Source organism: Haliea sp. E17, from assembly GCF_048323675.1.
In the GTDB taxonomy this organism is placed as follows: domain Bacteria; phylum Pseudomonadota; class Gammaproteobacteria; order Pseudomonadales; family Halieaceae; genus Mangrovimicrobium.
Map to the genome: position 1 here is coordinate 917,491 of NZ_JBLWFK010000002.1, position 21,880 is coordinate 939,370.

Genomic DNA, 21,880 nt, shown 5'->3' on the forward strand with positions numbered 1-21,880 from the left:
TCGACAGTTCTATCGCTTCACGTAAACGGTCTTCTCGTCCTGGAAAAACTGTATTCCAGAGCTGCCTGCCTCCGGTAGGCCGAATCCGGACTCCTTGATGCCACCAAAACTGAATTGCGGTTCCTTGTAGGCCGAGTGCATGTTGATGTGCGTGACTCCGCTTTCAATCTGCTCGGCAAAGTCGAACGCACGGTCGAGGTCAGCGGTGAAAACAGAGGATGACAGGCCGTAGGGAACGTCATTGGCAAGAGCCACCGCATGTGAATAGTCTTTTGCAGTTTCTATTGCCAAAACGGGACCGAAAACTTCCTCCCTTGCCAGGTCGAGACCAGGGCTATCCAGTTCAAAAATCGTCGGCGCGACAAAACATCCGTGCTGCAGTAGGTCATCCATGATCCGGCCGCCACCCAACAACAACCTGGCACCCTGCTGATTCGCAGTATCTATATGCCGAAGCACCGAAGCCAACTGGGTCTCTCCGCAGACAGGACCCATGGTAGCTGCTGCGTCCACACCCGGACCGGGTACAATGTTCCGCACTCGCTCGAGAATTTTCTCCAACAGTGCATCCCTGATTCTTTCTTCCACGATCAACCGACTGGTGGCGGTACACCACTGGCCCGCGCAGGAGTAGGCGCCAACGACGACCTGTTCGGCGACCAGTTCGAGGTCCGCATCGGCGAGGGCGATAACGGGATTCTTGCCACCCATCTCGAGCTGGGTACGGACAAACCCGGGCGCGGCCGCCTGTGCAATCGACCTCCCCACGCTGGTGGACCCGGTAAAGGTAACCGCGCGCACCGGCCCGCATGCCACCAGCGATTTACAGAGTTCACCGCCAGAGCCGGTTACGAACTGCAGGACATCGGAAGGTAATCCGGCCTCGGTCAGGATATGCACGACCAGTTCTCCCACGCCGGCGGTCTGGCTGGCCGGCTTCAGTACGGCGGTATTACCCGCCATCAGCGCGGGAATCAGTTTTCGGAAAGGCACATTGAAGGGAAAATTCCAGGGGATGATGACGGATACCACACCGATGGGTTGCAAACGGGTGATACCCCATGCCGAGCCCTTGTGCGACTGGTTGGCCCTGCCGAACTGCCGCTCACCCTCTCCCACCTGAAATTCGAGTTCGGCAATCGTGCTGTCGATCTCGGTTAGCGATTCGGAAAACAGCTTGCCGTTCTCGCGGGTAATCAATCGGGCAATCTGTTCTCTGTGGGCGTGGACGAGCCGGCCCGCCTCACGCATGATCAGCGCTTTTTCCGCTACTGGCACCTTGCGCCACCTGGCCTGTGCCCGGGCGGCAGATTCGACAGCCTTCAGCACGTCCCGTGAACTGGACAGCGGGTAGCGATGTACAACGTCCCTCAGGTCTGCCGGATTGGAGATCACGAAGTCGCGGCCGCTGCGGGAATCACACCAGGCGCCATCGATGCGGTTCTGGTTGCGCAAGACAAACGTCATCTCATCGACCCGGCGGGCCTGGAACCCGGCAGTGGCAGGTAGCGGCTTGAGAGCAGCACGGACATCAGGCCTCGCCCGAGAGCCACTCGGCAACCTTGCCACTGCGTAACGCATTCCAAGCTTCGATCCCTGGCGGCCAGATATTCGAATCGGGATCGATTACACAGTGAATGACCGACACCTTGCCAGAAGCCAGCGAACGATCCAGCGCCGGCTGGATGTCCGGTGCCCGGGTAACGAACTCGCCGTGTCCGCCCATCGATTCGCAGACCTTGTCGAAACGGAGTTGCTCCGCATTGAAAACCTTGAACCAGGGTGCGTCCCTGCCCCAGGTGCGCCGTTGGGCCGTTTTCTCCATGCCCCACGCCCCGTCCACCATCACCACGCAAACAACGGGAAGATTCTCCCTGATTGCCGTTTCCAGCTCCTGGATGTTGAAACAAAACGCGCTGTCGCCAGAGACACAGCACACTGGCCGATGCGGGAAAGCGAGCTTGGCGCCCAGAGCATAGGGCAACCCCGTCCCGAGGTGCCCATAGTTGGAGGACTGCAGGACCGATCGCTCCTGCCTCGCGCTTGCATACTGAATGCCCCACCAGTTGGTATTGCCGCCATCAAGGGCAAAAATAACGTCGTCGCCGAAATAGCGGTTGACCTCCCTGACCGCGGCACCGATGCACATAGGCTCCTGCATATTCTCAGCCACCTCATCCAGCCCCTGGCGCCACTGGGACTCGATCTCCTTGTAGCCGCTGATTTTCTCATGCGGCGCCCGCGGTCCCGTCATTTTCCTGACCGCACTTATCAACTGCTGGAGTACAGCTTTGGCATCGCCAACCAGTCCGACATCGACGGGCCGGTTGAGGCCGATATTGTTCGGCTCCGAATCTATCTGGATGGTTTTCGCACTATTTGTGTCTGGCCAGAGAGGCGGCTGCCCAAACCCGCTGAGCTCCCCCATCCTGGTACCTATGACCAGCAGCACATCGGCCTCCGTGTTCGCAAGGAAAGCCGCCGGCGAGAGCGTGTGCAGGGCCAGTGGATAGCAGCAGGGAACAACCGCGGCGCCGCGCGCTGTCTTGGTAACGGGCATGCCAAGATATTCCGCGAGCTCGCGCACTTCGGCTCCCGCCCCGGCGCGCTCGCAGCCATTACCGACGCGAATCGACACAAGCTTCGCCCCGGTGAGCAGCTTGGCCGCCCTTTCGATAGAGCCTGCCTCCGCGGTCTGCCTGAACATTGCGGTGGTGCGATATCGTTCCGGCTCGATCAACGCCACAGCACCGGGGTCCCCATAGGCGTCGAGTACATCTTGGGGGATCAGCAAATGTACTGGCCCGGGCCTCCCGCTCAGGGCTACACGAAACGCGTGTCTCACCATATCCGGGATTCGCTTCCAGTGATCGATCCTGCCGCTCCACTTCACCGCGGCCTTGAAGTAGCCGAGTTGGTCGCCGACCTGCATTGCCGCCTGGTGGGCGTAGGAGTCGCCAATATCGCTGCGCCGCGTTGTCGTAATTGCCACTACCGGGCTCCCCTCCGCCTCTGCGCAGATCAGGCCGGAGAGAAGATTCGCGGCACCCGGTCCCGCACAGGCCATGACCACCGCGGGCCGACCCGTCGCCCGGGAATAGCCGTCGCACAGATGCGCTGCCGCCGCCTCGTGCCGCGGCACGACCAGGCGAACGCCCAATTCATCGCCAAGGCGTTCCAGTGGTTCTAGAAACGACATGTATGTCCCGTCGGTAATCGCATGGACATGCTCGATCTTTTCCATTGCGAGAGAGCGCAGGAGCAGCTCACCACCTTTTATCTCTTTCAATTTACCCTCCTCTAAAACGTCTGTATTCGGCGGCGGTCGTCAGGACAAGGGCTCGTGATGGTCCAGATTTGCCCTCGACCGGGTCACTTCGTGGATCGCGCTCCAGTCGAGGTCCCGGTAACCGGATTCGATTGCCTCGATCATCTTCTCCTCGACGATCTCCCCGATATCGAAGTTGGCGCCGTAATTCGCAGCGGTATCCAGCATCAGTTTCACGTCCTTGAGCCCGCCCGTCATTTGGAACCCGCCATCCCCGAACTCGCGCTTCCTTATTTTTTCCGCATACATATGCAACACCGGGAATCCGTAGATGACCTTGAAGAAACCCTCCACTTCCTCGAGATTCAGGCCCGCCTTGTCACAGCAGGTATAGATTTCACTCATTAGCTCGATACTGGAGATTACCGCGTAGTTGAGGCAGAGCTTCATGGTCGCGGCATGACTCGGCAGGGTTCCGACCGGTAACACCATGCTGGTGAAGGTATCGATTACCGCTCCGGCGTTTTCGAGACCTGCGCCTGATCCGGCAACAAGAGCGATCAGCGACCCGTCGGCAGCCGCATCCGGCCGCCCGAGTACCGGGCATGATACGTATTCCGTTCCAGCCTCCCGGTGCATCTCCAGCAGTTGGTCGGCCAGACCCGGAGATATGGTTGTCACACAGATGTGGCATGCGCCCTTTTTCATGTTGGCAATCATCCCGTCATCGCCCTGTACGATCCCGAGAATGGACTCGTCATCCATGAGGCTGGTTACTACCACATCCGCCTCATGGACCGCCTCGCTCACGGTTGGGGCCGCAATGGCCCCTCGCGCAGCCAGTTGACGCGTCTTTCCTGCCGTCCGATTCCAAACAACAAGATCGAGACCGGCATCGAGTATTTTTGCCGCCATCCCCGAACCCATTTTCCCCAAACCAAGAAACGCTACTTTCATGACATCACTCCGAATAAATACTGCATTTTTTTTGCCGCCATACCGGGAGGATCAGCCTGTGGCCCGCTCCAGTGTGTGCAGGAAAACTCCACAAACAGGTTACGGTTTACATCCGGTATGAAAATTCCAGGTAGAGTTCACGCCCTGGCTGGACCGAAGCGAAATAGGCTTCATCTACCAGGGGAGTACTGTTTGCGAAGAACGGCACCCGTTCATCCGAAAGGTTCTTGCCCAGCAGCGACACCCTCCAGCTGTCGCTATCCGAGCCCACCCAGCAGAGAGCATCCGTCTTGATGTACGAACCCAGCCGGAGGTATGGGTCGTTGGTTATCGACATGTAGTAGGAGTCAGAATAATTGGAGGTGACCCGCACACCGAATTCCAGGTCGTTGGAAAAACTGTGTACGTATTCCACATAGGCGTTGGCACTCCATTCAGGCGCCTGCCGAAGTTCGTCACCCGCGGCATTCCGGGTATTGTCCGCATCGCAATCCGGTTCGCGACTTTCACCAACCGAGCAGCTCGCCCCGGGATAGTCGTCGTATTTGGCATCGAGGTAACCCACTGCGCCGCCGACTCTCCAGTGGGAGTTGATTGCATACACCAAGTCCGACTCGAAACCCTCGATCGTGGCTTCCGCGGCATTGTTGGTAATGAACGTATTGGCGGTCGCATCCCATGCGCTGACCTGCAGATCCTTGAAGTCCGTACTGAATGCTGCGATGTTCCATCGAAGCTGATCGTCCAGAAAGGACAACTTCGCACCCACTTCAAAGCTCGTCGCCTCCTCTTCGTTGTACTCAAAACTGATACCTTCCAGGTCTCCGGCATTAAAACCACCAGCCTTGGTAGCCTGGGTCCAGCTTGCATACAGCATCCCCGAGTCGCTGATATCCCACTGCACTATGACCGATGGGTCCAGGTTGTCTTCATTGCGCATGGAACTGTTGGCCCAGTTATTGGCGAACAGGTCGGCGATCGGATTGAAGCCCGGACTGCCTGGAGGTTGCCCGCCAACGACTGTCGAACGGTCGGTAGAAAGCAGTGTCAGGGAACCGTCCGCCTCCTTGTTTTCTGCGGTATAGCGCAGACCGAACGAGGCGCGGAACCGGTCGGTAATATTCCATGTGACCTGCCCGAGCACCGAAATGGCCTCGGTCGTTTGCGAAAAATCGTCGATAGGCAGAAAATTGAAGCTGTCGAACCCCGCGAGCTCACCGGCGCTCACGACGGAATCATTTTTCCCGATGTCCAGCTCCGACCACAGGTAATACAGGCCGAACAGGTAATCGATGGTCTCCCCACCTGGGGAGACATACCTCAATTCCTGGGTGAACTGGTCGAAGCTCTCGTCCTCGTCTTCGTCCCCAAATACGACGAAGTCCACGGGGCGAAAAGCCTGTGTCAACAGCCCGTAACTGGTGTACGTCAGGTAGCTTGTAATACTGGTAAATTCGCCCCCGTTGTTAAACTCCCGGTCGAAGGCTGCCGACAGGATATCGATGTCGGTACCCGCTTCCGGACGCTTGTTGGTGACCAGGACATTCCCCTCATTATCTACGGTCAACAATTTGCCGTTCGAGATGACATCATTAGTGACAAAATCGAAGTCGGGGTCCTCCGACAAGTACTCGGCCGTCAACGCGTCTGCCACACTCTTCTGGAACAGGTATGGGCCGAATTCGGTACCGAATTGCTTCGCTTCCTGACGGCTGTAGCGCAGCAGCAGAGATGAATCCGTCGCCGGTTCGTACATCAGGCTGCCCTTGAAACTGAGGTACTCCGACTCGTTCTGGTTCTCTCGCCCGGTGCGCGGGAAGTCAAGGTAGCCGCCCGTCTCCTGGTACTTCACGACAGCCCGCCCGGACAAATTATCGGTCATCGGGCCCGATACGTAGGCCTCACCGGAATACCCCTCGTTCTCAAACTCGTAGCTGGCAATCACCCCCGCTTCGAACTCTGCAGTGGGCTCTTTCGAATGGATATTTATCGCCCCGGCTATGGAATTTTTGCCGTTGAGAACACCCTGGGGACCCCTCAGGACCTCGATGCGCTCCACGTCGATAAACGTAAGGTTGTACAGACGGCCCCGGGATATGTAGACATTATCTGAAAACACACCTACTGACTGTTCGAAAGCAGGATTTCCCGTAGCGGAAAACAAGCCTCGGATACCCAGGGCCTTGTCCAGACCCGGGCTTGAAATGAACTCGACGTTCGGCAGGTCCGGGACCAGATTCTCGAATTTATACAGTTGACGCGACTCCATCATTTCACCACTGACTGCGACCATGGAAATCGGCACATCCTGGACCGACTGTGTCCTCAGTTGCGCAGTGACAAGCACTTCCTCCAGTTGCATGGTCTGCGCCATCCCCCCGAAAGAAGCACAGAACGCCATCGGCAGGAATAGCAGCGGCGCCTTAGCACGTTTATTTTTCATAGCCCTACCTGTTTATAGTTATCGGTGGCTGGTGACATGGACATATTCATAACACGTTATGATTTAATTCGCAACGCGTTCCGATTAAATTTCATTGCCGCTGGCTCCGGATCAGGCGCAGGGTCGCCCCCCGCCACCGCCAGCCGGCAGACAGGCCGAAGCCAGTGGCAGGGTTCAGCCGGCCACCAGCCTGGACGAGGGTGGACGGAGGGTCTGGGAAGCAACGCCGTAGCGATGCGGGTCGCGGTTATTCGTTCACATCCACTCCAAATGAATCCGCGACGTCATCCACCCGGGTCCTCGAGTGCACGAACTCTTTCTTGGCGACATGACCGAACATCTGGGTACCGAAGCCCCCGTCGAGGTCATCGGCGACACGCTGTTTCCACGGCCTGCGAACAATCTGGGACGAGAGCCGGCGAATCACCCGCTTCTGCTTCATGATGCTATCGGCGATCTCGTAGGCGCGATCCATGAGAGAATCCCGCGACACGACTTCATTGACCATGCCGTATTCGAGCGCCCTTTTTGCATCGATCACTTCACTGGTGAGCAATGCATAGGCAGCGCGCTTCACACCGAGTATCTCGATGAAACAGCTGTGGATGCCGTCACCCGGGACAGAACCGATGGCATAGTGAGGATCCCATATGATGGCATCCTCACTGCAGATCGTGATATCGCACATCAACACCATCTCGGTATGCGCACCCGGGCCGTTGAGCACGCCGATGGTCGGGATTTCGAAGTCGTTGACCAGTGAACTGACGTTGACTCTGCCGTCCTTGTAGGCGTACTCATAGGCCCAGTACTCGAGGTCCGCCTCCTCCAGCGCAAATCCGTCGGGATCGATACCGGCAAGGAATGATTCCCCCGTACCGGTAAAGATCATCAACTCGTTCTTCGGGTCGGACGCCACGACCTTGAGCGCCTGGCCTATCGCCCGGTGGCTTTCCACACTCAACTGGTAGGGACCGTCCCGCGTGTGCAGGCGCATGGTCACGACACCGTCCTCGCGGCGTTCGATCTTGAAATGTTCGGAGAATGTCTGGCGATAGAACTCCAGTTCCGGAGTGGGGACAAAGCTGGTTAACGACATCGGTCTGCTCCAGGGTCGATATTATCTTGTTCTCGGGGACGCGCCTGTGCCGGCTGCCACACCGCGCGCCGGCACATATTCGTAACACGTTATGATTTAGTTTACAATGTGGTTTGCCAGATGAATACGGACGCGGCGCAGTTCCGATACGGCACCCTTGGTGAGGGGATAAGCGAGGTTTACACTGGGTGCCCGGTGAATTTGAATTGCGGCCCCGGGGTCATGCAATGAACGACGGTGTCGCGCAAACGTTAGTTCTCGCCGCAATACCGTGTTATTGGAGGATCAATTGGTCGACAACGAAAAACAGCTGACACCGAGACAGCGGGCCAGACGCAAAGCCATCCTCGACGCTGTCCGCTTGCAGCTTGCAGAGGACGGCTACGAAGGGTTGAGCATGCGCAAGGTGGCGGAGCAGGCAAGTGTCTCCCCCAGCACCCTCTATGAGATCTACCAGAGCAAGGAACACCTGATTCTCTATTCGATCGCGGAAAGCATTCGCAATCTGGGGCTCGAGGAAGACCAGTACGAACCCGGCCTTGAGCGCTTCCTGCACAGACTTGAATCGATCGCGAGTTTCTTTGTCAGCGATGCGGATACCGGACTCGCCGTGGCCAAGGTCTTTCTGCGTGCAGACAAGGATTCGCCGGCGAATGAAGTGTTCCTCGTGAACGCCATCGAAGCCCGGAAAACCTCGCTGCTCGAAATGAAGGAAATGAAGCAGTTGAAGCGGGGAATCGATGTTGAGTTTCTTTCCAGGACCCTGGTTGCGCTGACCTGGGGCACCGCAATCCTCTGGGCCAGGGGCTTCATCACGAGCGCCGGCTTTCAGGGCGAACTGATTCGGGGCTCCATGTCGCTGGTACAGCCCCAGGTAAGCAGGAGCGCCGCAAAACGGGTCGCGGAGATCATCGACCTGTACACTCCCGCGGAATTGCACGAACACTGACACCTGGGGAGCGGCGTACTGACCGGCAGTGTTATTCAGACGGCCTGGGGGCAGTTTCCGTCCAACCCTGTTGATCCAGCCACCCGCCGAACAGCGCCATCCACCGGTCTGCAGCCTGGCGATGTTTCACCGCGCCAAACCCATGGCCCCCCGAGGCAAAAATATGCAATTCGACCGGCAGGTCCCGTAGCGACCAGGCCGTATACATCTCCACGCTTTTTGATGGGGGCACTACAGTGTCGTCCTGGGCGTGCACGATGAATAGCGGAGGCGCGTTCGCGGGAACGGCCTCGCGCGGCATGGCGCCATAAATTGACGCTGCCACATCGGGCATGGCATCGGCATCTCCCTCCGTGACAACACCCATGGTAGTCATGGCTCCCGCGGAGAACCCGACCATGCCGATACGCCGGGGATCGATGTTGTAGTCAGATGCCTTCGCCCTCAGGTAGTGCATCGCCTGCACGGCATCGGCCAACGCAATTTTTCGCCCGGGCTCGAGGGCTTTGGCCCGGGAGTCGAAGTCCTCCCCCTCAGGGGTGGAGGCAGGTTCTGCAGACAGGGCATCGCGACGCACGCGGTATTTCAGTACAAATGCGGTGATTCCACGTGCCGCAAGCCACTCGGCTACCATCGTGCCCTCCTCTATCATCGCAAGCCCAGTGAACCCACCCCCGGGACAAACCACCATGGCATTGCCATTGGCGTGACCGGGTTCAGGATAAAACACCGTGAGCGTGGGTACCGTCACATTGGTCACAGAACGCTTGCCCGAAAATTCGGCCCCTTTCCAGGACTCGGTACCCGGCGCAGCGCCCGGCCAGATAGTTATGGCGTCGTGCCCCAGGGTGGCAGTCCGGACGTCGGCCCGGGCGCTATCGACTGCAATTGCGATCGAGCCGAAATACAGGACGATCAGCAGCAGTAACGAATCGCGATTACTCGCGTTGAGCGCTGTTCGAATCATGTCATTACCCATGCGGTCAGGTGATTGAAGACAGGTATACGCCTGGGGAGTTTGTTCCAGTGCAGGAAAGGATGTAGGATTGGCTGTGTGAGACTGTAAACGTTATCATTTTACTAATCATACACGCCGAATCTGTTTTCAAACAACGAAAATGATTCCGCTGAATGCGGAGCTGCATGAAGCCAAATTCCCTTGTCATTCCAGCTTTACTGATCGGCGTACTGACCGGTTGCGGCCAACACGGGCAATCGTCGCAGGCAGCCCTGCCGCTCGCCCCCGAGTCGATGCAAATGACAGCGAGGATCAGCGATCGATTCCTGTCCTATAACGTCGAAATGGTCGAAGTGACGGGGGGGCGATTCTGGGCGCCCTACATCAACGGCGAGCCCGCAAAGGGCGAGGATCGCTATGAATACCGGCCGCCGATCGACCTGACGGACATGCGGCTGATCAAAATGGCCGCTGCACTGGCGCCCGCCTACGTACGCTTTAGCGGCACCTGGGCCAATGCCACCTGGTTCGCGGACAGCGACGAGGCACCGGTCAAACCGCCAGCAGGCTTCGATGCGGTACTCACTCGCGAACAATGGCGCAAAGCGGTCGCGTTTGCGGACTCGGTCGACGCGGAAATCCTCACCTCACTGGCTACAAGCGCCGGGGCAAGGGACGAGAGCGGTATCTGGCAGCCGGATAATGCGGAGCAACTGATAGCCTACACCCGAAGCCTGGGAAGGCGTATTGCCGGCATTGAATTCGCCAACGAGGCAAACATGATTGGCCTTACCCAGCCTCCGGAGGGATATACGCCCGCCGACTTCCGCCGCGACTATGCGATTTTTTATCACTGGCTGAAACAGTCGTCGCCGGAAACGATAGTACTTGCCACGGGCGCGGTTGAAATGGGTGAGCCGATGAGTACCATGGCCTATCTTTTCGGTGGCGAGACGTTCAAGCCCGATCAACTGCTGGATAAGGACTCTCCCCAACCGGATGAATTTTCATTCCATTATTACGGGGCGTCGTCCCAGCGCTGCCATATTCCCCTGTTGGGAAGCCAACCGTCCGACGCATACGATCCCGATTTTTTCGCGGGCATAGACGATGGTATCCGCGCGGCGAAAGCACTGCGCGACCGCTATGCACCGGCGGCGTCGCTGTGGATCACAGAGAGCGGTGAAACCGCCTGTGGCGGCAATCCCTGGGCCACGACCTTTGCCGATGTCTTCCGCTTCCTTGACCAGTTGGGAAGGTCTGCCCGACAGGGAGTACAGGTATTCGCGCACAATACACTTGCGGCGAGCGATTACGCCCTGCTTGACGAGCACACGTTCGCGCCGCGCCCCGACTACTGGGCCGCATGGCTGTGGCGCAACCTGATGGGCACGACGGTACTGGATCCCGGTGCGGACGCGGCGAGCTCGAATATCTATGCTCACTGCAATCGCGGCATTCCAGGCGCCGTCACCGTGCTGGCAATCAATCCAGACCAGGACGCAGCGAAACGGATCTCCGTGGATTTCCCGGGTGAACGCTATACGCTAACGCAGGCCGCGGGCTATTCTCATGGCGCCGCACTCAATGGCGTGACCCTGGAACTGCTCGAGGGCGACAGCCTGCCCGAACTGGCGGGCAAGTACTTTACACCGGGAGAAATCACACTCGAACCCGCCAGCGTCAGCTTCCTGGTGTTTACGCAGCTGTCGAACGCCGCATGCCGCTAGGCTGAAGCGACCGGATTGAGCGCGGCGGGCCCGCCCGCGGAGATTCCCTCGAACTGAACCGGGCGAGGCTGGCCGAGCGCTGAGACCGGCCTCACTCGGGCGAATTGAATGTCATTCCATCCAGCGTTGTCGTCAGCGTCCCGGAGAATTGCCCGGCCGCCCCGAGACTCTTCAGGGTCACTACAAAACCACCGGGTTCTCTGGTCTTGCGGCTACCCTCGTGCAGTCCGCTGAAGGTGAGATCCGCGTGCCACGTGATCGTGGTACCGCCGGTTCCGGAGTTGCGCTCGCCGGATTCAGTGCCATCGATGAAATTGACGCCGTCCGCGCTGTAATTGCTGTAAATCACTGACACGGAAGTGACCTCCATCTCTCCCGGGTTGAAGCGGGAGGGGCCATCGGTGACCACAACCTCAGCCGAACCGCTCTCCCCCATCAGAACATAGTTGCCGCTGGGCACAATCTTGCGCACGGGAGGCAACGGGTCGCCGAACGTATACGGCGTGCCCCACGGCACCTCGTCGGGCACGGGGTCCGGGTCCGGCTGCGGCCGCGGCTCGCTGGGTTCGCGGTCCGTCAGCCGGGCAATCATCAGTCGGGAGTCACGTCCTCCCGGCTCGGTCGAGGGCGGGCACTCCGCCGGCTCGGGATTACAGCCCCTGCGCTGGTAGTACACCACCGCGGTGCTGTCCGGCGACCACGCCGGATCGGCACCGCCCAGCCACAGCGGGTCGCTGATGCTGCCGCTCCCCGCGTCGGGGTCGCCTCCGGCGTTGAGTTGCTGGCCATCGTGTATCTCGGGATCGTCCACCGCGTGCACTTTTTGCAGATCGATCAGGTAAGGCTGCAGGAACGAGCCCCTCGCCGGCAGCGTATAGATGCCGGAAATGGACTCCGCAATCGCGAGGTCGATGAGTGGCGGTACGCCGATACCCGCACTGGCGAAGTACAGCCTGCCGTCGGTGCCGGCCGGGCTGGCCCCGGGATAGCCGGTCTCCTCGGTCACCCGACCGTCCATGATGACCAGGGATTTTCCGTCGGGCGAGATGTTTGCGGGATCGGTGTAGGCGGGATCGCGGGTAAGGCGCCGGGATGCGCCGGTCTGGAGGCTCGTCGCGAAGATATCGTAATTGAACGAGTCCTGCGTACCGATACCCAGGGTTTCCTTCCCATCGGGTGTGAATCCGCGGAATTCGCCGATCACGCCGGCGGGCGGCTCGAACATCAGTTCGCCCGGCGATTTGATGCTGAAAAAGCGACCGGACTTGCCGAGTTCGGGACTGAGCAGGAACGACACGTTGTGAAGTTCGTAACCCGGCGGCCCGAAGTTGGGAGCGGGATTGAATTCCAGCCGCCCGAAAGCGGCGAACTGGGTGGCGCTGGAAAGATCCGACGTGAGGAACAACTGGTTCCACCCCAGGTGCACATTGTCCAAGTGCAGCCGCAGTTCCCGCATGATCCGGAAGTTCAGGAAGGGCGAGATGATCGGGTAGATATGCGTGCTTTCGGGTGTGCACGCGGTGTCAGAGACCTGGTGCGGGCTGCAGTCGAGGATATTGGTACCCATCTTGACCCGCATGCCATCGTGGAAGGCTTCCGGGTAGGTGTTGTCGTTGGGGTTGTTGATGCCGACCTTGTTGGCGTCGGGAATACCACAGGTGACACAGCGCCAGCCATCGCCATTATCGAAGGTCGAGCCGTCCGTTTTCACCAGTATGAGTTGGCCGCCACTGTAGATACTGGCCGGATCGGGCGCTTCGGGCGCACCGGCGAACCTGATGGAGACATAGACCTGCTTTCCGTCAGGAGTAAAGGTTCTCGCGCCGTCGATGCCATCGCGCCCGAGGCTGATGCAGCCGGTGCCGTTGGGGTTGATCGACGAAGTACAGGAACCGGCGTCGCTCGAGGGCGCGGTCGGTGGCAGGGGGAGCGACTCGATGACGACTGTCTCTGGCTCATTGACTGCCTCGGATTTGTTGTTGTGGCCATCGCTGTTACATGCGGATGTAATAATGCATAACGGTACCCAGCACGAGATGCGGACCAGGCGTGCTATTTTTATCTCTCTGAATTTTTTCAACATATTGAAATCGATCCTTGCGGCCATTGCCGTTCAAGTGCCGCTACTATACTAGTTCGCCAGATCTGAATGCCCCTGCACTCAAGGTGTGAGTGGGAGTAGAGAAGTGAGGGGTGGGGAGCGAGCGCCGAAGGCCGCAGCGGTGCAGATCAGTCGCCCTGGCTGGTCATGCCGGCGCTCTGTCCCGCTGACTGGCCGAACCGGCCGATCGATCCAGTCGCGGCGCGATTTCTGGTCGGTTATTTTGCGGCCCCAGGCTCCAGGAGGTTGGCGCGCACGCGATCCAGTTCTTCGTCGGTAACCCCCAGCTCATCCCGGATATAGGCCATCACCGAGCCGTGCTCCTCCTCGATAGCCGCCAAAGCAGCTTCCAGATAAGCGGGGTTGGAGGCGAGCAGCGGCGCGGTGAGCGCTTTGGGCATGGTCGTCATCATGGACTGGGCACTGCCTTCCTCGAACTGGTAGCCGTTGCCACCAAGCACGGCAATCTGCTGGTACTTACCGGACATCGCGTAATCCTGCAGGATCACGTCACGCGGCACACCCAGCGCGGTCAGGATCAACGCAATGCCCAGTCCGGTACGATCCTTGCCTGCGGAACAGTGCACTACCAACGGCAGGTTGCCATTCGCGATTTCCCCGAAGATTACCGAGTAGTGAGCAGACTGCTGTTTCGGCAGCGTGCGGTACTGCTGAATCATCACCTGCTCGACATCCTCCGGGGTCAGCCCTTTCCTGGAGAAAAGCTGCGTCAGGCCTGCCAGCATGTCGCCCTGGGAGTAACTCCAACTGAGGATTTCGGCCTCGCCGGCTTGCCACATGGTGGGCTCTGCCGCGCGTTCCTCGTTGGTTCGCAGGTCGGCGATGAGTGCGATATTCCGGTCGTGCAGGAAATCGAAGTCTCGCCCGGTCAATGCGTACAGCGTCCCCGAACGATAGAGCTTCCCCCACTTTACCTGCTCAAGATTGCCAGCCGGGTAACCGCCCACATCGCGAAAATTGCGCCCACCCTCGAGGGGCAATACACGTGAATAGTTCTCGGCAACAGTCCCCGCAAAGCTTCCCGGGCTGAACAGTACTGTCGCGAGCAAAGCGGCACTTAGTAGCGCTCTCATAAGGCAATCCCCATTATTCAAAAATATTTCTTATCGCCGAGTGGAGTCGGAAAGGTCCACGCCATCGCCGGCGCTGCCGGCCAGGCAGCTTTCGATAATCCGTTCAGCCTGGAGCAGAATAGGCCTGTCGATCATCTTTCCGTCAACCGAGACGGCGCCGCCATTGCTCGACTTTGCCGCGTCGATCACGCGCCTCGCCCATTCGATTTCCTGCGCCGACGGTGCGAATGCCGAGTTGACCGGGTCTACTTGTCGCGGGTGAATGCACAGCTTGCCGCCGAAACCCAGCGATCTCGATCGCAAGGCCTGCTGCCTGATCAGCTCAACATCGTTGAATTCCACGCTGACGCCATCGACCGGCGGCAGCAACCGCGCAAGGCAGGATTCGAGCACAATCCGGTTGCGCACAGATGTAAGCGCCTCGCCATCGTCGCTGATTCCGCTCTCGAGACTGAAATCCACGCTGCCAAACGCCAGTCGCTGCACCTGGCCTGCGGCAGTGATCTCCCGCAGGCCCATCACACCTCGCACGGTCTCGACCAGGGCAGTGACAGGCCTGCCGGGCAATCTGCCGGCGACATGCTGCACGGCCTCCACTTCCGCCTTGGGCAGCATCAGCCCCGCCCCGGGGAATTGCGCGAGCAAATCGAGATCTGCAGCGAACCATTCCGACTCCATGCCGTTGATCCGCACCGTGGTTGGCACACCGCGGGCCAGCCAGTCAGCCGTGGCCTGCCGCGCTTCCTCCTTGTTATCAAACGCCACGGCATCCTCGAGGTCGATCACCACCTCATGGGCACCCGCCGCGGCGGCCTTTTCGAATCGCTCCGGGCGATCGCCGGGGACGAACAACAGACTGCGCGCTATCGATGCCATCGGCTAGTTGAACTCGACATCGGTGGACGTGGTAACCACGCAGAAACGCCGCAGGCTGGTCATAGCGATATCGTGCTCTTCCGTCGTCAGGCCGCAACTGCAGTCTTCCAGCAAATGCATCTCGTAGTCGCGGTCATGCCCTTCGCGCACCATCGCCTGTACCACGGCATTGGTGGAAATACCCGAACAGTAGATCCTGCCGATGTTTTGCGCGCTGAGTATGGCGTCCAGGGTGGTGGCGTAGAAGGGACTCACCCGGTGTTTCACGATATCGAAGTCTTCATTGCGCTGCCCGAGGTCGGGGTGGGTTTGCGTGCCCCACTCCCCCAGCTTGAATATGCCGTTTTTGCGGGCGGCGGAAAAAATGGGTGAATTCGGCGGGCACTCGCGGTAATCGGGGGAAAAACCCACCCGTACAAATCCCACCAGCACACCCGCGGCGCGAGCCTTGTCGATCGCCGCGCGGGTATTGGCGACAATATTGCGCGCCCTCGCCTGCTCCCCGTAGGGTCCATTGCCGTTGGGGCCATCGGGGTGAACGAGATCGTTCATCATATCGAGAACGAGATAGATGGAGTTGCTCATGCAATCAGCCTGTGCCTGTCAGCTTGGTAATGAACGCCAGGGAGCCTAGAAAATGACTTCCCGGGCCTCGAGATCTGCGCGTGCATCACGGTTCATCCCCAGCAGTTCACCGAAGACGTAGTCTTCGTCCTGGCCCAGTTCGGGCGTGCCGCGATGGATGCCCACGGCACCGGTTTTGGAAAAGCGCGCCGGGAAGCCCACGGCGAACCGCCGATCCACGCTGGGGTCATCGACCGACACCAGGGTACCTCGCTGGTGCAGGTGCTCGTCGTCGGCGATATCCTGCATGTTCAAGGATACCTGGGCGCACACGCCCACCGCCTGCAACTTTCCGGCAAGATTATCAGCATCGAAGTGCGACAACCACTGGCTCATCTGCCGGTCCAGGCTCTCGCGATTCTCGCGCCGGCCATGTGCGCTCGAAAACTCGGGCCTGACCGTTTCGACCGCGACATCCAGGACCTCAAGCAGCTTGTGCCACTCCGCGTCGTTGCGCACCGCGATGCTCAGCCAGCGATCCGGCTTTGCGGTTTCGTAGACACCGTGCGGCGCCATGCCGGGGTCGCCATTGCCCGGACGCTCGGCCTTCAGGCCCATGCTGGCCATCACCAGTGCATCGCCCACCATTGCGGAAGATACCTCCCGTGCCGCGAGGTCGATGTACTGCGGCTTACCCGTGCGCCTGCGCTGGTGTAATCCGGCGAGTATCGCCACTGCGGCATGGTATCCCGAGGTGTGGTCCATCACGTGCCGTATCTCGACAGGGGGACCATCGGGGTAGCCAGTCATCCAGCCGAGGCCACCCCAGGCACCGAACAACGGCGCATATCCGGCGAAATGGGAGTCGGGACCGGACTGACCGGAGGAGGACAGCGACAGCATCAACAGGTCGGGACGCACTTTGACCAGTTCGTCGAAGCCGAGGCCCAGCCGCTTGAGTACACCCGGGCGAAAACTCTCGGCGGCGATGTCGGAGACCGCGACAATTCGCCTGGCGATCTCCACCGCTTCCGGCTTTTTCAGGTTCAGGCGTACCGAGAGCTTGTTCGACGCCACCTGGTCGAAGGTCGCCGCTGTCATTCGCCCGTAGACCGCGTGGGGTTTGCGGAAGGCGTCCGGCCGGGTGCGGCTTTCGATCTTGATACACTCCGCACCGAGTTGCGAGAGCACGTGCGTGCCGAAAGGTCCCGCCGCGTGAATGGTGAAATCGGCGATTCGAATACCTTTGAGCGGCAGTGTCGGTGCACTCATGCCCGTGCTTCCTCCAGGATTTCGGATCCAGTGAAGCTACCCAGCGCCGGCACCCCGGAACGGAAGTGCAGCGGTGTGGTGGCGAATTGGAACGGGGCCAGCAGGATGTCCGCCTGCTCGCCGCTCGGCAGCATCGCGGGCTGGAACAGCGCGCGGGAGCGTTCGTGCTCTCCCTGCAGCACATCTTCGGGAGTACGGTACTTGGCGGCCGGCACACCCAGTTCCTGCGCCGCGGCCACGATGTCCTCGACCTTGCGTACGGCCATCCACTCGCGAACATGCTTGTTGATTTCATCACCGCGACGGCTGCGCTCCAGCGGGTCCTGCAGGGCTTCATCCAGCGCCCACTCCGGCTCGCCGAGGAGTTTCACCAACCCCTGCCACTGGCGGTCTTCCAGGGTCAGCAATTCCAGGTATCCGTTCTCCGTCTCGAACACCCCACCGTAGCGGAATTTTCGTGTGGATCGGTGTTCCAGCGAGCCATCGCCCAGTCGCTGCAGGGCAAAGGCGCCGCACAACAACATCGCGTCCTGGCTGGAAACATCGATGTACTGGCCGCCGGTTTCACCCGCACACCAGAGCGCCGACAGCGCCGAGATCGCAGCCACCAGGCCGCTCTGGTATTCGGCGAAATGCCCGTACATCTTCAGCGGTGCCCGCTCTGGAAACAACTCGTGCGAGTAGCCGTTGGGCAGCAGGAAACCCTCGCCCGCGGCATGCACGAGATTGACTTCCTCGCCGTCCCAGTCGGCCTTGCAGCCGCTGGCGCCATAGGGCAACACACTCACGTGCACCAGCCCGGGATAGGCCTCCGCAATCGAGCCTTCGTCGAGGCCAAGGCGGGGCCTGCGAGCCCGGGGGGTGTCGTCGATCAGGATATCGGCTGTTGACAACAGCTGCCGCAGTACCGATTCACCGGCATCGCTGCCCAATTCGCAGATGGCACTCTGTTTACCCACCGCGAGGTAGGCGAACAGTGCACTTTCACCTCCGCTGTCATCCAGCAGTGGTGGCGCATGGCGCAGCAGCGAGCCTGCAGCGGGTTCCAGCATGATGACGTCGGCGCCCATGGTGGCGAGCAGGCGGCCCGCGTAGGCGGCGGCAACGCCGCGGGAGATCTCGATAACGCGGCAGCCCGCCAGGGGCAGGCTGCCTGGCGATGCGTCAGTGTTCAGCATCGTCGGCCGTCCCCCGGAATCAACGGATAACCGGCAGTTCGAGGTCGCAGCCGGAGCCGTCGAGGAATGCCGGCAGGCTGACATCGCGGGAAGGCAGCGCAACCGTCGCCAGCCCCGGGGTGGTCACTTCGCCGCGCTGGTTCTCCGCGGCAATCTCGATATCCACCAGCGGGGTGTTGTCCTTGACGTACTTCTTGACGACCTTGCCCTTGCAGAAGGTGGTGTCGCCCATGATATTGAAGCGGCGCATCTGGGTGCGGATGCGCTTGAGCACGCCTGCATCGCCCATCCAGTTGGTCACCAGCGAACACATCCACGCGGAGCGCTGGGGACCGTAGTCATAGGTGCCAGGTACGCCCACGTCCTTGGCCGTGGATTCGCGGTGGTGGCCGATGCCGGTGTATTCGACGCCGCCGCCGGCCTCCGGGTTGCGGAAGAAGTGGCCCGGGTGCTTGACCGCGCTTTGCAATACGACGCCGTGGGTGTGGCCACGGCCACAGCCGACCAGGAAGCCCATGGTGTCCATCAGCGACAGCGGCCCACGCGCGATCGTCGGCAGTTCCTCGCCCTCCTGCACATCCTCCCAGTAGCGGGTGTGCTCGCCGCGAATGTTCTTCACTTCGTCGAGCACCATCTGGTCGATGCGGTCGTGCTCTTCGTTGGTGTACTCGTGGGTTTCGATTTCCTTGTACTTGCCAGTATCGCGAGCGGCCTTGCGCTCGTGGCGGGTACAGGTGCCGAGCGCCCGCGCAACCAGTTCGCTGCGCTGGTTGTAGTAGCAGGCCTCCACGTACTGCAGTACCAGGCGGCCGGAGAATTTGCTCTCCTTCTCTTCCACCCCGACCACGCGTTCGATCGCGGTGATGCGGTCGCCGGGGCGGATGTGGCGGAACAGTTCCCAGTCATTGCCGGCGTAGAAACCGTGAACGCCGGACAGGCCCCAGCGGGTGCGGCCGAGCCAGCCGAAGGCCATGGGAAAGTTGGGATGGGCAATCATGGTGCCGTAGCGACTGGCGGGGCCGTAGCCAGGATCGCGATACAGCGGATTGAGGTCGCCGATGCCGTTACACCAGTTGCGCAGTGTATCCGCGGTCGCGTCCTGCAGGTAGGGACCCTCCGGTCGCAGTTGCAGACCGATCATCGCCCTCGCCTTGGCGATGGCCTCATCGGTTATCTTACCTTCGGCGGGTGCTCCGCCGACGTTGCTTTGCTCAGCTGCTTCGCTCACTGCGTCTCTCCGTAAAATGTCGATTCGTGGATGGGATATATCCATTCGTCACGCTGACGAACCGCCGCGACGGTGTCAGGCTCGCCCGGGCTGGATAAAACCTGTCGGATGGCAACGACGGTGACCAGATTGCCTCGAGCCGACAGCCACCGCCTCTTAAATGCATAATGCATTATATTTACTTTGCCGTCAACGTAACTGGAATTCCTCACCGCCAGACAGCCTCTGCTTTGGCTCAGAAAGGCAATGCCAGGCCCGGCCGAGGCCAGTCCACCGCCAGCAACTGCCCATAGCCGGACAGGGTGATATAAGCAGTTTCCCGCCGCGGGCCGCCAAAACAGATATTGGTGCAATAGCCCTCTGGCGCACGGTGAAACTCGAGCAACTCCCCCGCCGGGGAAAACACGCTGATGCCCCCATGTACCAGGGTCGCGACACAGATATTACCGTTCTCTTCCACTGCCAGCGAATCGAAGCGCTGGTAGCCGGGCAATCCGTGGACCAGCTGCCCGCCATTGGGCGACGGCCACTCCTCCAGTGCAACTTCTCCCGGCCCGGTAACGGGATACTGCCAGAGCCGGCTGGTTTCGGTTTCCGATACGTATACCGTGCTGCCGTCAGGTGACAGCCCTACGCCATTGGGAGTCAACAGGTGGTAGGCCACTCGCCGGATACTGCTGCCATCCGCGGCAGCGTAGTAGAGCGAGCCGTGCATCAGGCAGTCGGGTAGTTTCTTGCCAAAATCGGTAAACCAGAAACCGCCCTGCGAATCGAACACGATATCATTGGGGCCATGCAGCAACTCGCCGTCGCAGACTGTGTAGAGCTCTTCAACCGCACCGGTGTCCAAGTTAACCTTTTGAATCGAGCCACCGGTGTAACCCTCGGGGACGCCGGTGGGGCGGGAATAACCGTTGTCAGTGCGCCAGGCAAAGCCCCCGTTGTTGCAAACGTAGCAGTACCCGTCCGGCCCAATGGCCGCGCCATTGGGGCCACCACCCAACTCGGCTACCACGTGTTTGCGCCCATCAGCATCCACCCGGGTAAGCCGCCCGCCCATGATTTCCACCACCAGCACACTGCCGTCGTCGAGCGCTACCGGCCCCTCAGGGAATTCCAGTTCGGTGTTGAGGAATTTGCCTTTCAACTCGAGTTGCCTTGTCATGTTCGCTACTCCATTCCTGGTTTCGATTGCGGATAACGCGGCGTCGCCGCGCTATTCCAGCGGAATATCGCGGTCGATCACTTCGATTACCGAGGGGAAATAGCGTCCTGACCAACCATTCCTGGCGGTGGCGTCGTAATAGGACTGGGCGAGTTTCGCCACACGCGCTGACACGCCGACCTGTTCGGCAAGTTCCAGCACGTAACTCAAGTCCTTGACCGCGTACTCCGGCGGAAAAGCCTTTTCCGGAAACTCCCTCGGCAGCAGGGACTTCGGGCCGTGATTGCGCAGTGCAAAGCTGTCGCCGGATCCCTTGGAAACGCCCTCCAGCAACAGTGCGGGATCGACTCCAGCCCGCTCGGCGACCACCATCATTTCCGCCAGGGCCAGGGTGTTCTCGAACACCAGGGCATTGTTCGCGAGCTTCACCACCTGCCCGCAGCCGACGTCGCCACAGTGAGTGAGGTCGGTACCGATATAGCGCAGAAGTGGTTCCAGCCGGTTAAAAAGTGCCGGCGACGCGCCGACCATGATACTGAGTTCTCCGCGTCGCGCCGCCTCGCGGGTGCGGGCCACCGGTGCGTCGGCGAAGCCGACACCGACCTCGGCCAGTGCCCGGGCGACCGTGCACGCGGCCTGGCGCGTAGTGGTGCTGAGGTCCACGACCACATCCGGTTTGTGCGCACCCGACAGCAACCCGTTTTCACCGAGGCAAACCGCCTCGACCTGGGGGCCGCCAGGCAGGGATAGAAATACGATATCCGACTGTTCAGCCAGTTCGGGAAGCGACGCGGCCCAGCGGGCGCCGGTGCCCTCGAGATTCTCGAATGCCGCGGGATAGACGTCGTGGGCTATCACTGTGCCGGGATGCTTTTGCGCCATGTTGCGGCACATCGGTCCGCCCATGACGCCCAGTCCCACAAATCCCAGTACGGGCGTCTTATCTTTATCCATGGGGTAATACCTCGCTCGACAGCGTGTGCCGAAAAACCAGTTAC

Annotated in this window: 17 protein-coding genes; 2 read left to right on the forward strand and 15 right to left on the reverse strand. The window is 60.2% G+C overall.

Going from position 1 to position 21,880, the window contains the following annotated elements; all coding sequences use genetic code 11:
• Positions 1 to 9 precede the first annotated feature (9 nt).
• The 5 genes from ACNKU3_RS07230 to ACNKU3_RS07250 all read right to left on the reverse strand — a co-directional run bounded on the left by ACNKU3_RS07230 (position 10) and on the right by ACNKU3_RS07250 (position 7,767).
• Entirely contained in the window at positions 10 to 1,455 is a 1,446-nt protein-coding gene (locus ACNKU3_RS07230; RefSeq protein WP_418258747.1) for an aldehyde dehydrogenase family protein, read from the reverse strand.
• A 76-nt stretch (positions 1,456 to 1,531) separates the two neighbouring features.
• Positions 1,532 to 3,289 (reverse strand): thiamine pyrophosphate-binding protein, encoded by a 1,758-nt coding sequence (locus ACNKU3_RS07235; RefSeq protein WP_418258748.1) that lies wholly within the window; start codon positions 3,287 to 3,289, stop codon positions 1,532 to 1,534.
• Positions 3,290 to 3,328: 39 nt separating this feature from the next.
• Positions 3,329 to 4,225, reverse strand: a complete 897-nt coding sequence (locus tag ACNKU3_RS07240; RefSeq protein WP_418258749.1) for an NAD(P)-dependent oxidoreductase — start codon at positions 4,223 to 4,225, stop codon at positions 3,329 to 3,331.
• A 106-nt stretch (positions 4,226 to 4,331) separates the two neighbouring features.
• On the reverse strand, positions 4,332 to 6,668 hold the full coding sequence (locus ACNKU3_RS07245; protein ID WP_418258750.1) for a TonB-dependent receptor: 2,337 nt from the start codon (positions 6,666 to 6,668) through the stop codon (positions 4,332 to 4,334).
• Positions 6,669 to 6,915: 247 nt separating this feature from the next.
• Positions 6,916 to 7,767, reverse strand: a complete 852-nt coding sequence (locus ACNKU3_RS07250) for an enoyl-CoA hydratase/isomerase family protein (protein WP_418258751.1) — start codon at positions 7,765 to 7,767, stop codon at positions 6,916 to 6,918.
• Positions 7,768 to 8,056: 289 nt separating this feature from the next.
• On the opposite strand from ACNKU3_RS07250, the gene ACNKU3_RS07255 reads away from it, so the two are divergent.
• Positions 8,057 to 8,716: a TetR/AcrR family transcriptional regulator gene (locus ACNKU3_RS07255; RefSeq protein ID WP_418258752.1), complete on the forward strand. Its 660-nt coding sequence runs from the start codon at positions 8,057 to 8,059 to the stop codon at positions 8,714 to 8,716.
• 31 nt (positions 8,717 to 8,747) lie between these two features.
• Here the strand turns inward: ACNKU3_RS07255 and ACNKU3_RS07260 are convergent, their stop codons facing one another.
• Positions 8,748 to 9,683, reverse strand: a complete 936-nt coding sequence (locus ACNKU3_RS07260) for an alpha/beta hydrolase (protein ID WP_418258753.1) — start codon at positions 9,681 to 9,683, stop codon at positions 8,748 to 8,750.
• A 176-nt stretch (positions 9,684 to 9,859) separates the two neighbouring features.
• Here ACNKU3_RS07260 and ACNKU3_RS07265 point away from each other — a divergent pair, with 176 nt between their 5' ends.
• Positions 9,860 to 11,404 carry a hypothetical protein gene (locus ACNKU3_RS07265; protein ID WP_418258754.1) on the forward strand — a complete coding sequence of 515 codons (1,545 nt, stop codon included), beginning with the start codon at positions 9,860 to 9,862 and terminating at the stop codon, positions 11,402 to 11,404.
• 91 nt (positions 11,405 to 11,495) lie between these two features.
• On the opposite strand, the gene ACNKU3_RS07270 is transcribed toward ACNKU3_RS07265, so the two are convergent.
• The 9 genes from ACNKU3_RS07270 to ACNKU3_RS07310 all read right to left on the reverse strand — a co-directional run bounded on the left by ACNKU3_RS07270 (position 11,496) and on the right by ACNKU3_RS07310 (position 21,836).
• Positions 11,496 to 13,487, reverse strand: coding sequence for a TolB family protein (locus ACNKU3_RS07270; protein WP_418258755.1), 1,992 nt, complete (start codon positions 13,485 to 13,487; stop codon positions 11,496 to 11,498).
• Positions 13,488 to 13,723: 236 nt separating this feature from the next.
• Positions 13,724 to 14,599 carry a tyrosine-protein phosphatase gene (locus ACNKU3_RS07275; protein ID WP_418258756.1) on the reverse strand — a complete coding sequence of 292 codons (876 nt, stop codon included), beginning with the start codon at positions 14,597 to 14,599 and terminating at the stop codon, positions 13,724 to 13,726.
• A gap of 30 nt (positions 14,600 to 14,629) precedes the next feature.
• The gene (locus tag ACNKU3_RS07280; protein ID WP_418258757.1) at positions 14,630 to 15,475 is read right to left on the reverse strand and encodes an HpcH/HpaI aldolase/citrate lyase family protein; all 846 of its coding nucleotides are present in this window, start codon (positions 15,473 to 15,475) and stop codon (positions 14,630 to 14,632) included.
• Positions 15,476 to 15,478: 3 nt separating this feature from the next.
• Positions 15,479 to 16,060: a cysteine hydrolase family protein gene (locus tag ACNKU3_RS07285; RefSeq protein ID WP_418258758.1), complete on the reverse strand. Its 582-nt coding sequence runs from the start codon at positions 16,058 to 16,060 to the stop codon at positions 15,479 to 15,481.
• Between the two features lie 45 nt (positions 16,061 to 16,105).
• Positions 16,106 to 17,311, reverse strand: a complete 1,206-nt coding sequence (locus ACNKU3_RS07290) for a CaiB/BaiF CoA transferase family protein (RefSeq protein ID WP_418258759.1) — start codon at positions 17,309 to 17,311, stop codon at positions 16,106 to 16,108.
• Positions 17,308 to 18,489 (reverse strand): CaiB/BaiF CoA transferase family protein, encoded by a 1,182-nt coding sequence (locus ACNKU3_RS07295; protein ID WP_418258760.1) that lies wholly within the window; start codon positions 18,487 to 18,489, stop codon positions 17,308 to 17,310. Before ACNKU3_RS07295 ends, ACNKU3_RS07290 begins: the two co-directional genes overlap by 4 nt.
• Positions 18,490 to 18,508: 19 nt before the next feature.
• Complete coding sequence (locus ACNKU3_RS07300; protein ID WP_418258761.1) at positions 18,509 to 19,717, reverse strand: FAS1-like dehydratase domain-containing protein; 1,209 nt, start codon at positions 19,715 to 19,717, stop codon at positions 18,509 to 18,511.
• A 235-nt stretch (positions 19,718 to 19,952) separates the two neighbouring features.
• A complete protein-coding gene (locus ACNKU3_RS07305) occupies positions 19,953 to 20,882 on the reverse strand; it encodes an SMP-30/gluconolactonase/LRE family protein (protein WP_418258762.1) in 930 nt (309 codons plus the stop codon).
• A 51-nt stretch (positions 20,883 to 20,933) separates the two neighbouring features.
• The gene (locus ACNKU3_RS07310) at positions 20,934 to 21,836 is read right to left on the reverse strand and encodes an NAD(P)-dependent oxidoreductase (protein ID WP_418258763.1); all 903 of its coding nucleotides are present in this window, start codon (positions 21,834 to 21,836) and stop codon (positions 20,934 to 20,936) included.
• Positions 21,837 to 21,880: the final 44 nt, after the last annotated feature.